Here is an 11,777-nt window from a genome sequence, read left to right as displayed (position 1 = left end):
CGCCAGGTTCGCGGCACGGAAAAAACAATAGCCAGAAACGGCAATCACAAAGGGTTGGAAAATGATGGACCGGGCGCCTTCGATGGCACAGCAGCGCATTCCGATGATGCGCAAGATCGCTCTGGGTGCAGGCGACTTCGGGGTGAACATCTATTGGCAGATCGCTTCGCTCTTCCTGCTGTTCTTCTATACCGACGTCCTTGGCCTATCCGCCTACGCGGCGGGCCTCATCTACATGAGCGCGCTCATCTGGGACGCCGTCGTCGACCCCTTGATCGGCGCCCTGGCCGACCGGACGCGGACCCGCCTGGGCCGCTTCCGCCCCTACCTGCTGCTGGGAGCGCTGCCCCTGGCCGTGGCGTTCGTCCTGATGTTCCTGCTGCCCCGCGGAGAAGGCCCGCAATTGCTGGTGTTGACGGCAGCGACCCACCTTGCCTTCCGGACCCTCTTCGCCCTGGTCTCGGTCCCCTATGCGTCGCTCTACGCGCGGGTGACCCGCAGCAGCGAAGAACGTGCGACCATGGCCGGCATCCGCATGGTATTCGCCATTCTCGCCGCGATGGCGGTGTCGGCGCTGACCCTGCCAGCCGTCCGCTATTTCGGCGGCGGCGCCTACTCCTGGGGCCTGGTGACCGCGCTCTTCGCCTGCGCCGCCTGCGTCATGCTGTGGATCGCCGCGCTGGCGGCAGGGTCCGGCGATGCCTGCGAGGAAGACACCCCGGCGGACACCTGGCCCGGCATGCGCTACGCACTCGCCGCGCTGCTGCTCAACCGGCCTCTTCTGCTAATGCTCGGCATCGCCCTGATGAACTCGTTCGCCGGCACCTTCTTCTCGAAGAACCTTCTCTACTACTTCAAGTACGTGCGCAACGACGCCGACTTCGGCGGCACGGCGCTCGCCCTGATGGCTGTCGTCGCGGCGCTCGCCGCCCCGCTCTGGGCACAGCTGGCGCGCCGCTGCAGCAAGCGTTTCGCCTTGCTGCTCGGTACGGCGTTCTATGGCCTGGGCTTCGCGCTCTGGTTCCTGTGCAGCGCTGCCGGCTACGCCGGGCTCATGATCGTGCTGACTTTCATCGCCATCGGCGTCAGCGCCAACGCCGTGTGCTTCTGGGCGATGATCCCAGATACCGTGGAGTATGGTCAGTGGCGCTCGGGCATCCGCACCGAGTCGCTGATCGTCGGCACGGTGATCTTCGCCCAGAAAGCCGCGCTCGGCCTCGCCGCTGGCGCCCTGGGCATGGTCCTGGGAGAAATCGGCTTCGTGGCCAACAGCGTGCAGTCGCCGGATACCTTGCAACTGCTCGTGGCCACGATGTCGCTGGTGCCGCTGCTGGGCACCACGGGCGTGTTCCTGCTCACCTGGTACTACCCCATCGGACCGGAGCAGCACCGCGAGTTGCTCGACGCCCTGGCCAGGCAGTCGGCGCCGCGAAACAACCCGCCGCCGGAACCTCCTTTCCAGCAGCCCCCTGGTCCAGCGCAAGGGAGCGTGGAACCTTCCTGATCGATCGGGAAACCTGGCGTGCCTGAGCCAGCCAGGGCCGCTGACGAAGCTGGAACGCCGGCAGACGTGCGATCACCAGAGACCGGGGGCCGCCCGAGGCATCAGAAAGCGCTTGAGTCGGGCTGCGCGTCGGCATCGCTTTCGAGCTTGTCCGCTGCGCTTTCGGTAGCGGCACGCGCCCGCTTGGCGCGCTTCTCGCGCATCTGGTCACGCTGGCGGCGCGAGGCCTGGCGCTTCGCGTAGACCGCCTGCTCGGCAGTGACCTTGCCCGCTACCTGGCCCTGCAGGTCCAGGCGCGGCGCATCTTCCACCATGCAGGACCAGTAGCGGTTGCCCTGGCACCAGGTGGCGATGGCCTGCTTGAGTTGCTCGGCGGTGATACCGAGGCTCTCCAGATGCTGCTGAGCATCCTCGAGGATGCCCTGCTTGAGCGGCACCTTTGGCGCAGGATTCTTCGGAAACGCCAGCGGAAAATGCCGTTGCAACCGCCAGATGGCCTCGACCTCGGGATCCACGGGTTCGCGCTTCTTCGCCGCACGCCCTGGAGAAGCCTTGGCTTTGGATTGAGCCGATTTGGCCGGTTTCGCCTGTTCCGCCTGCGCCCGCAGACGGTCCCTCAGCTCGGCAAGTTGTTCAAAACCCATCGTTCGCTTCACTAGTGCTGGTTCATTTGCCCGAGAGATTACCCGATACGTCGGCGCGCGGCACGCAAAACGGTAGGCCTTGTCTTCTTTCGGCCCAGAATCCGCCACCGATCCATCGGGACACGACTCAGCCAGCCAGGCCCCGCCGCAGCCGCGACAGCACCTGCTCACGGGTGGTGAAGCCGGCGGCGAGCAACAGCAGTTCCCCGCGGCGCTCGACAGCGAGCGTCGGGAACGCACGCACGCCCCACTGCCTGCAACGTAGGAAAGCGGCTTGCGTCGCCTGCCGGGCCTCGGCGGACAGGAACAGCGAACGGAAGGCCCCGAAGTCCAGGCCTGCCTCCTCGCAAAGGTCGGCATAGAACGAGGTTTCCTTGGGGTCCCTGCCCTCGACGTAGAACCTGCGCTGTACCGCGGAGAAGAAACGCCGGGCACTCGGGTCCGCGCTGTCCGCTCCGAGTATCTGTGCGCAGACCACCGCCCGGCACGCGGGCTCGGTGTCATAGTCGAAATACGGCGCATCGAGCAGGGTGAAGCCGAACGGCTGGCCGGTGACTTCGCCGATACGTCGCCATTCGGCGCGCAGGAACTCGATGAAATCCGCGTTCCAGGGATCGCCGCCACCGGCGCGCAGGCCACCCACCGTGAGCGCGAAGCCGATGCCCTCGGCGGCGCAGAAAGCCGCCAGCTCGCCGACCACCGGCTCGATGCCCCAGCACCAGGAGCACATCGGATCACCGATGTAGTGAACGGTTGGAGCGGCGTGCACCCCAGATTGCGCAACGCTTTGCGCAGACTCTGGCTCGGGCAGGAGGCAGGCGCCGGTGACGGGATCGCAGGTCATCATGTTCGCATCTCTCTTCAGGTTGCAGGGACGGCCCGGCCGCCCGTCGATCAGGGGGCTCACCGCGCCGCCGGGGCAACGCCGAACGGGTTGTCGATCGCGTATATCCAACTGCCGTCGGCTCGCCGGATCACCACGTCGGTAGCGGTGCCACGCATGTCCACCGGACTGCCATCCCTTCCTTCGCCCTCGATCCGCCAGTCTCCCAGGATCAGCGCCATGTCGCCGGCCCGGTAGACCTGGCGAACGCTGAATCGAATCGGTGCGCCCGTCGCCATGAACCGCTGCAAGGCGCTCCGGATCCGGGCGGTACCCAGGACCCGGGTACCGGGGGCGCTCACGAACGCACTGTTCTCCCCGTACAGCGATGCCAGGCCATCGAGGTCACCGGCGTTGAAGTAGCGCTCCAGGACTTGCGGCACTTCTTCCGGAGAACGCGGAGGATCCTGCGCCCAGGCGCAGATGGGAGCTACCAGGAACAATGCGCAGAGCAGGGCCTTGGACATGGGGTCGCCTCGGAAAGTGAAGGTGAGGCGAATACTATTTGTTAAATTCTTATCGATATATATGCTAGGAAATCACTCTTCGTTCTTTTTTATTTAACAATCCCAATGGACAAGCTCACAGCGATGGCCACCTTCGGCGCGGTGGTAGAGGCCGGCAGCTTCACCCGCGCCGCCGAACGACTGTCGATCCCCAAGGCGCGCGTCTCGCAGCGCATTTCCGACCTGGAACGCCACCTTGGCGCACGACTGCTGCAACGGACCACACGCAGCCTCAACCTGACCGAGGACGGACGCGCCTATTACAGCAAGTGCGCTTCCATCCTCCAGCAGGTGGATGAGCTGGAAGCGACCCTCAGGGGTGGCCTGATCGAACCCCGCGGCAGCCTGCGGATCGAGGCCCTGGCCTCGGTCGCCCGCTGGGTGCTCGCTCCCCGTCTGCACGAGTTCCAGCACCGCTACCCGCAACTGACGCTCACGCTGTGCGCCAGCGACCGCGTCAGCCACCTGCTCGAAGAGGGTATCGACTGCGCGATCCGTGGCGGTACGCTGCCGGACTCCAGCCTGGTCGCACGCCACGCCTGCGACGTGCGGCTGGGCCTGTATGCCGCGCCGGGCTACCTCGAGGACACGGGCAGAGCACGGCATCCCCGGGAGTTGCGCGAACATCGCCGGCTCTCCTGGTTCACCGGCCAGCGCAACCCTTTCGCCTGGAAACTGGAGTCGACCGACGGCTCCTTCGATCTCGGCGCAAGCCAAGGCCTGCGCTTCGACGATCCCGACGTCGCCATCGCCTCCTGTCTCGCCGGCAGCGGCATCTGTCCGGCGGCCCCCTTCGCGGTGGAAAGCTGGGTGCGCGCTGGCGCGCTGGTGCCGGTCCTGCCGCAATGGAGCTTCGCGCCACGCCCCATCCACCTCGTCTACCCTGGCGACCGCCACCTTTCCGCGCGGGTACGCTGCTTCGTCGACTGGGCCCTGGAGCTGATGCGCCAATCGCCGAGCCTGTCCATGAGCCCGCAGGAATTGGCCGGAAACACGGCGGGACGCGAATGAGCGCGGCCTGGCCACCCCAGAACGCCGCCAGGTCAGGCAGAAGCGCTGCGGGAGGCCTGGCTGCCGTCACCGTCCTTCCGAGGTAGCGAAGGGGTATGGAGTGAACCCGATGATCATCCGCTGCTCCCACCGGCCAGCGGGACAGCAGGACCGAACACAGAACTACAGGCGAAATTCTGTAAGAAAACTCACGAGCCACTGGCAAGCATCAGCGGCCTCGTCAGAAAATTTCATCTTCCTTGCACTATGAGGCCGCCAGGCCATCATCTAGGATATGGCGCGTCAGCCGGGTCCAGGCATGACCGGGCTGTCGTTTCAGCGGCCGCTGGATAGTCGGAAACATCATTCGGGGCCCCGTCGATCGGGAACGCCCCTTCTATCGCAAAGAGCCGTTCCTATGATGAAAGCGCAGAGATGGGCGACCTCCAGATGGTCGGGCTATCTGGTGTTCCTCGTCGTTTTGCTCGTAACCACATTATCTGCCCTGAAAGCAAGCAATCCTGTTGCAGAACGCCTTCTCACCCGCTCGATCGGCAACCAGGGCGCGGAGGTGATCGCACAGGTCGACCAGGTCATGGCCTCGGTGGTACGCACGCTCACCGCCATCGACCGCTCCGGGCATGCCGCGTGCAGCGCGGCGGACCTGTCGCTGCTGCGTTCGGAACTGATGCGCTCGAAGTTCACCAAGGACCTGGGGCGCCTGGAAGGCAACGACCTCGCCTGTACGACGATGCTGGGCGTCCTGCCTGAACCTTTCGTCCCGAAGCAGCGATCCATACCCTTCGATGGCGGTCTGCAACTCTTCTGGAAAGCGGGACTGCTGCTGGACCCCAGCACCCTGGGTGTGGTGGTCCGGGCGAAGCGATCCAGCCTGCTGATCGACCTCGATGCCTTCGGCGTGCCAACCTCGCCCGGCCTCAACTATGTCATCTCGCTCCGCGACGAACCGACACCGCTGGTCATAGGCCTGGACAGGCACGGCCTGCCCGGCTACATCGAGGCCGCGCGGGTGGCGGGTTTCGAACAGGGAAAAAGGTTCTGCTCCGCACGCGTCCCGCTGTGCGCCACCGTGGTCCAGGCTCGCCCCGCTGAAGAACACGCCAACCGCCAGGCAGCCTGGCTGCTGGGCAGTGCCGGCATACTGCTGGGCAGCGCCCTGGGCGGCCTGGCCCTGCTCCTGCACCGCCGCCGGACCGCACTCTCGGCCCAGATCCGGCGGGCGCTGGCGAACGGCGGATTCACCGTGCGCTATCAACCGATCATGCGCCTGGGCGAACCGCCGGAGATCGTCTCGGCCGAAGCGCTGATCCGCTGGCCCGACGGCCCGGCCCCGCCGGACGTGTTCATCGCCGAAGCCGAGCGCTGCGGCGTGATCGGCGCCATCACGGCATTCGTCCTGGACACCGTACTGGAGGACATGCGCGGCCTGTTCGAGAAGCTGCCGGACTTCCGCGTGGCCATCAACATCAGCACCCCGGAACTGCTGGACGGCAGTCTGGCGGCCACCCTGCAGCGGCTCTGGCCGGAAGGCCTTGGCCGGCACCATGTCGGCTTCGAACTGACCGAACGCTCCACAGCGGAACTGCAGGACATCCTCCCGCAACTCGAACGCCTGCGCGGACAGGGGCATCCCATCTACATCGACGACTTCGGCACCGGCTACTCCAGCCTGGCGCAGCTGCAGCACCTGCCGGTGGACTACATCAAGGTCGATCGCTCCCTGCTACCCGGCTCGGCCCGGCAGCGCGCCTCGCTCATTCCGGAGATCCTCGCCATCGCCCGCCGGCTCGAGGTCGGCCTGGTCTTCGAAGGGCTGGAAACGCGGGAGCAGGCGCAACTGCTGGAGGGCGTCGGACAGACGATCTTCGCCCAGGGCTGGTATTTCGGCCATCCGGAAACACCCGATAAACTGCAGGAACGCCTGAAACCGGGGACACGGCGCTGCGAGTGAGCCGCCGGTCGACTCGGCGCCGTTACGCCAATCGCTCCAGATAGGGCGGCAACTCCGGCTCGGGCAGGACGACAGCACCTCGAGCCGCTGCAGGCTCCGGTCGCGCGCACGGAGCAGGTGGTCGCGCAGGCACGAAGAGGCGGATTCGACGGTGCCGTAGAGCAACGACCCGAAGACCAGCCGGTGCCGAGCGCCTCGTGCAGGATGCGCCCGACGTTCATCGGAATCCGGGACGGGCGGATGATCGCCGCCATGCGCGCGTTGCCAGGCCCGCCAGGCAGGTGGTTCACATCGGTGCGTGGAATTCAGTGATCGACGAACACAACTATCTGGTGCGCAAGTGGGGTGACTTCCTGAAGGCGGGTCGATGAGAACCGGCAAGGAGTCCGGGCGATGCGGATGCTGCTCCGGCACCAGGCCGGCGAAGCATGCGGAGAAACGAAAAAAGGGCCTTTCGGCCCTTTTCGTGACCTGCAGAATCCAGTGGAGTTCTGCAGGTCGATATCTGGAGCGGGAAACGAGACTCGAACTCGCGACCCCGACCTTGGCAAGGTCGTGCTCTACCAACTGAGCTATTCCCGCTTTGTCTTGGTGACGGGCGCCATTGTATAGGATCGTGGCGCCGTGTCAACTCCTTGATTCAAAAAAGTTTATTTCTCTTTCGGGGTGGTCGACAGGTGCGGCCAGGCGGCCAGCAGGTAGTGCACCATTGACCACAGAGTCAACGCCGCGGAGATGATCAGCAGGACATAGCCGAGAATCACCCAGAACGTCATCAGCGGCGGATTCGCCAGCAGGATGACCAGCGCCAGCATCTGCGCGGCGGTCTTCCACTTGCCCAGGTTGGAAACGGCGACCTGCGCCCTCGCCCCCAGCTCGGCCATCCACTCGCGCAGCGCGGAGACCACGATCTCCCGGCCAATGATGATCACCGCCGGCAGGGTCAGCCACAGGTTGGCGTGCTCCTCCACCAGCAGGACCAGCGCCACCGCCACCATCAGCTTGTCCGCTACCGGATCGAGGAAGGCGCCGAACGGCGTGCTCTGCCCGAGGCGACGGGCGAGGTAGCCGTCCAGCCAGTCGGTGGCGGCGGCCAGGGCGAACACGGCACTGGCGGTCAGGTAGCTCCACGATGTCGGCAGATAGAACAGCAGAATGAAGATCGGGATGAGCAGGACGCGCAGTAACGTGAGCAGATTGGGGATATTCATCGGACCATCTAGGCTGCGAGGTGAGCCGGCATTCTACTCGCTGTGCAGGACGGCATAAATCTGCTCGGCGAGCTTTTTACTGATACCGGGTGCTTTGGCCAGTTCATCGATACTGGCCCGTGACAATTCCTGCAACCCGCCGAAATGCTTGAGCAGGTCGCGCCGACGTTTGGGACCGACGCCAGGCACGTCCTCCAGGGTCGAGGTCCGCCGCGCCTTGCCGCGCCGCGCGCGGTGGCCGGTAATGGCGAAACGGTGGGCTTCGTCGCGGATCTGCTGGATTAGGTGCAGCGCCGGCGAATCGGCCGGCAAAGTGAACTCGTGGGCGGCGTCGTTCAGGTAGAGGGTTTCCAGCCCCGGCTTGCGCGTCACGCCCTTGGCCACGCCGAGCAGGATCAGGCCGGCGACCGCCAGTTCCTGGAGTACTTCCTGGGCCATGGCCAGCTGCCCCTTGCCGCCATCCACCAGGAGAATGTCGGGCATCTTCCCCTCGCCCTCCTTCAGCCGGCTGAAACGGCGGGTCAGCGCCTGGTGCATCGCCGCGTAGTCGTCGCCGGCGGTGACGCCTTCGATGTTGTAGCGGCGATAGTCCGACTTCAGCGGTCCCTCCGGGCCGAACACCACGCAGGAAGCCACGGTGGCCTCGCCGCTGGAATGGCTGATGTCGAAGCACTCCAGGCGCTGCGGCGGCTCGGCCAGGTCGAGCGCCTCGGCCAGCGCCTCGAAGCGTGCGGCCACGTGCTGGCGATTGGCCAGGCGCGCGCCCAGCGCCTGCTCGGCGTTGGTCACCGCCAGTTGCTGCCAGCGGGCGCGGGTGCCGCGCACGCGGTAGCTGATTTCCAGCTGGCGGCCGCGGGCCTCGGCGATCGCCGCGACCAGCACCGGGAAATCCTCGTGCATCACGTTGACGATCAGTTCCGCCGGCAGGTCGCGCTCCTGGTGGCTGAGGTAGTACTGGCCGAGGAACGCCAGCAGCACTTCGCCGACCTCCTCCTCGATCGCCACCTGCGGGAAGAAGTTCTTGCTGCCCAGCACCCGTCCGCCGCGCACGCTGATCAGGTGGACGCAGGCGCCGCCGGGGGTGACGATGGCCGCGACGATATCGACGTCGCCGTTGCCGCCCTCCATGCTCTGCTGGTCCTGGACCCTGCGCAGGATCGCCACCTGGTCGCGCAGTTCGGCAGCCTTCTCGAAGTCCAGGCGCATCGCCGCCTGCTCCATGCCGGTGTTCAGCTCATCGGCCAGGGCGTTGCTCCGCCCTTCGAGGAACATCACCGAGTGGCGCACGTCCTCGGCGTACTCCTCCGGGCCGACCAGACCCACGCAGGGTCCCTTGCAGCGCTTGATCTGGTACTGCAGGCAAGGCCGCGTGCGGTTGCGGAAATAACTGTCCTCGCACTGGCGGACGAGGAAGGCCTTCTGTAGCAGGTTGAGGCTCTCGCGAATCGCCCCGGCGCTGGGATACGGGCCGAAGTAGCGTCCCTTGCGCTTCTTCGCGCCGCGATGCAGGGACAGCCGCGGATACTCGTCCTCGCTGGAGAGAAAGACGAAGGGATACGACTTGTCGTCCCGCAGCAGGATGTTGTACGGCGGACGCCACTCCTTGATCAGCGTCTGCTCCAGCAGCAGCGCCTCGGTCTCGTTGGCGGTGATGGTGGTTTCCACCTGGGCGATCCGCACCACCAGGGCGGCGGTCTTCGGCGCCAGGCCGGACTTGCGGAAATAGCTGGCCAGGCGCTTCTTCAGGCTCTTCGCCTTGCCGACATAGAGCAGCTTGGCGTCCGCATCGAACATGCGGTACACGCCTGGCCGGTTGCTACAGGTGGCGAGGAAGGCGCTCGCGTCGAAAACGGCGGTCATCTAGCTGGCGGCGTCGACCATGCCATGACGGACGGCGAGCAACGCCAGTTCCACATCGCTGGTGATCGAGAGCTTCTCGAAGATACGGTAGCGGTAGGTATTCACCGTCTTCGGCGACAGGCACAGCTTGTCGGAGATGCTCTGCACCTTGTGGCAATTGGCGATCATCAGGGCGATCTGGATCTCGCGCTCGGACAGCGAATCGAAGGGGGAATCGTGCTGCTGCGGCTGGAAGGATTTCAGCGCCAGCTGCTGGGCGATCTGCGGGCTGATGTAGCGCTGGCCGGCGAACACCTGGCGGATCGCCTGGACCATCTCCTCCAGCCCCGCGCCCTTGGTCATGTAGCCGGCGGCGCCGGCCTGCATGAGGCGAGTGGGGAACGGATCCTCCTCGCAGACGGTGACCACCACGACCTTGATGTCGGGCTGGCTGCGCAGCAGCTTGCGGGTCGCTTCCAGACCGCCGATGCCGGGCATCTTGACGTCCATCAGGACCACGTCCGGCTTCAGCTCGCGCGCCAGTTTCAGACAGTCCTCACCGCAGTCGGCCTGGCCGACCACTTGCAAGCCTTCGATGTCGGCCAGCATGCGGGTAATACCGGTGCGTACCAGATCGTGGTCGTCGACCACCAGCACCTTAATCACGCTGCACCTCGTCGCGCATTAGCAGACTACTGCCCACAGGGGCCCCCAGGAGATTTCGGCAACCTTAACAGAAAGCCATTCCATGACCTAGCTTGGCGCAAAGGCGTCATAAATCAAGCGTCAGGGAAACATCATTCGACGAGATCGAACGGGCGTCGCCGATTATACCGCCACCCCGCGCCGAGCGGCAGGGCGGAGCAGCGCGAGCGGTTGCCGGGCCCCGCCGCAAACGCCTCCACGACTGGCACAGGTCGGCCGAGCCTGCTCGAAAAAAGCGAAAGAGACCCACCCAGCCAAGGCCACTTCCATCGGAAGCGGAAGCAGCTCTCTTCCATCTCTTCGCGCGGCCGCGCCCTGGCATCCACCGCTACGACAAGGCCAGCTCGCCGACGCCGCTGAACAGCCTCCGGTGCAGACGCCTGCGGCTGGCGTCCGGTACCAGGCGAACGGCGGTGTTGCGCAACCAGACGCTCCAGGGTGACTCCCACTGGCCCAGGCGACCGACGAGCCAGGACTGCTTGCGGATGAATTCGATGCGGGCCTCGCGCTGCTGCTGGAACAGGATCAGCGTCTCTGGACGCGGCGCCAGGCGCCACAGGCGCGCCAGGAGAAACGCGTCCTCCGCCGCCATCGCCGCGCCCTGCCCGAGGTTCGGGGTCATGGCGTGGGCGGCGTCGCCGATCAATACCACCCTCCCGCGATGCCACGACGCCCCCGGCAATTCCTCGAGATCGTTGTGGACCATCGCGGTGGCGCTCGGGATCAACCCGGCGATGTTCGCGCCGATGCCCCGGAAATCCTCGTAATGGAGGGCGAGCCGGCGCGGCGTGACGAAGCCCTCCTCGTCCTCCGGGTCCTCCCGGCGCACCTTCAGGGTCGCATAGACATAGAGTTCGCCTGGACTGACCTGGATGAAGCCGAGTCGCTTGCCGTGGCCCCAGACTTCCCCCGCCTGCCCGGCATCCTCCAGCCGATGGGGAACCATCAGCCGCCAGCAGGTTTCCCCGGAATGACGCAGTGTCGCCCCCGGCCAGACATAGCGGCGAAGGCTCGAACGGATGCCGTCCGCGCCGACCACCAGGGAGCACTCGAGGTGGGTGCCGTTGCTCAAGGTCACCCGCTCGTGTTCGGGGCCATCGAGGATCTCGACGACGGAAACGCCGGTGAGGATCCGCGTCTCGTCCAGACCGTCGAGCAGCGCCGCGTGCAGTTCGTGGCGCTGCAACGCCAGGCCGCCCCGCGCCTCGCCGCCCAGGCTCGAGGGCATGGACATCAGTCGCGCCCCGTCGTGGGCATAGACGTGAATGCCGGCCAGCGGCATCCCGCGGCGGAACAGGCGCTCGATATCCAGGGTGCTGGACAACGCGGCCAAGGCGTTTCCCGCCAGGGTGATGCCGGTACCCACAGGCCGGATCTCGCTGGCCCGCTCGACCAGCAGCCAGTCGATGCCGGCCTTGGTGAATTCGCGCGCCAGCGCCAGGCCGGCGATCCCGGCTCCCTGGATAAGAACGGTCATCCGACACTCCTTATTAGTGGCCCCATGGACCTTGCACTATCACGAC

Annotated in this window: 10 protein-coding genes and 1 tRNA gene; 3 read left to right on the top strand and 8 right to left on the bottom strand. The window is 65.9% G+C overall.

Going from position 1 to position 11,777, the window contains the following annotated elements:
- Window positions 1-82: 82 nt before the first annotated feature.
- Window positions 83-1,504, top strand: a complete 1,422-nt coding sequence (locus tag PSPA7_RS12555; RefSeq protein ID WP_023442616.1) for an MFS transporter — start codon at window positions 83-85, stop codon at window positions 1,502-1,504.
- Between the two features lie 101 nt (window positions 1,505-1,605).
- On the opposite strand, the gene PSPA7_RS12550 is transcribed toward PSPA7_RS12555, so the two are convergent.
- The 3 genes from PSPA7_RS12550 to PSPA7_RS12540 all read right to left on the bottom strand — a co-directional run bounded on the left by PSPA7_RS12550 (window position 1,606) and on the right by PSPA7_RS12540 (window position 3,498).
- Complete coding sequence (locus tag PSPA7_RS12550) at window positions 1,606-2,148, bottom strand: ProQ/FINO family protein (protein WP_012075478.1); 543 nt, start codon at window positions 2,146-2,148, stop codon at window positions 1,606-1,608.
- 127 nt (window positions 2,149-2,275) lie between these two features.
- On the bottom strand, window positions 2,276-2,995 hold the full coding sequence (locus PSPA7_RS12545; RefSeq protein ID WP_041025336.1) for a DsbA family protein: 720 nt from the start codon (window positions 2,993-2,995) through the stop codon (window positions 2,276-2,278).
- Window positions 2,996-3,051: 56 nt separating this feature from the next.
- On the bottom strand, window positions 3,052-3,498 hold the full coding sequence (locus PSPA7_RS12540) for a YybH family protein (RefSeq protein ID WP_012075476.1): 447 nt from the start codon (window positions 3,496-3,498) through the stop codon (window positions 3,052-3,054).
- 105 nt (window positions 3,499-3,603) lie between these two features.
- On the opposite strand from PSPA7_RS12540, the gene PSPA7_RS12535 reads away from it, so the two are divergent.
- On the top strand, window positions 3,604-4,548 hold the full coding sequence (locus PSPA7_RS12535) for a LysR family transcriptional regulator (RefSeq protein ID WP_012075475.1): 945 nt from the start codon (window positions 3,604-3,606) through the stop codon (window positions 4,546-4,548).
- Window positions 4,549-5,098: 550 nt separating this feature from the next.
- On the top strand, window positions 5,099-6,499 hold the full coding sequence (locus PSPA7_RS12530) for an EAL domain-containing protein (protein WP_161440571.1): 1,401 nt from the start codon (window positions 5,099-5,101) through the stop codon (window positions 6,497-6,499).
- A 506-nt stretch (window positions 6,500-7,005) separates the two neighbouring features.
- Here the strand turns inward: PSPA7_RS12530 and PSPA7_RS12525 are convergent.
- The 5 genes from PSPA7_RS12525 to PSPA7_RS12505 all read right to left on the bottom strand — a co-directional run bounded on the left by PSPA7_RS12525 (window position 7,006) and on the right by PSPA7_RS12505 (window position 11,731).
- Window positions 7,006-7,081, bottom strand: a tRNA-Gly gene (locus PSPA7_RS12525).
- Between the two features lie 68 nt (window positions 7,082-7,149).
- Complete coding sequence (gene pgsA, locus PSPA7_RS12520) at window positions 7,150-7,710, bottom strand: CDP-diacylglycerol--glycerol-3-phosphate 3-phosphatidyltransferase (RefSeq protein ID WP_003090349.1); 561 nt, start codon at window positions 7,708-7,710, stop codon at window positions 7,150-7,152.
- 33 nt (window positions 7,711-7,743) lie between these two features.
- Window positions 7,744-9,570 carry an excinuclease ABC subunit UvrC gene (gene uvrC, locus PSPA7_RS12515; protein WP_012075473.1) on the bottom strand — a complete coding sequence of 609 codons (1,827 nt, stop codon included), beginning with the start codon at window positions 9,568-9,570 and terminating at the stop codon, window positions 7,744-7,746.
- Window positions 9,571-10,215: a response regulator transcription factor GacA gene (gacA, locus tag PSPA7_RS12510; protein ID WP_003090351.1), complete on the bottom strand. Its 645-nt coding sequence runs from the start codon at window positions 10,213-10,215 to the stop codon at window positions 9,571-9,573. It lies immediately after the preceding gene.
- Between the two features lie 367 nt (window positions 10,216-10,582).
- The gene (locus PSPA7_RS12505; RefSeq protein WP_003153602.1) at window positions 10,583-11,731 is read right to left on the bottom strand and encodes an FAD-dependent monooxygenase; all 1,149 of its coding nucleotides are present in this window, start codon (window positions 11,729-11,731) and stop codon (window positions 10,583-10,585) included.
- Window positions 11,732-11,777: the final 46 nt, after the last annotated feature.

This window comes from Pseudomonas paraeruginosa PA7, from assembly GCF_000017205.1.
Lineage (GTDB): Bacteria > Pseudomonadota > Gammaproteobacteria > Pseudomonadales > Pseudomonadaceae > Pseudomonas > Pseudomonas paraeruginosa.
The sequence above is the reverse complement of the archived record's forward strand: the minus strand, read 5'-3'. Positions and strand labels throughout refer to the sequence as shown.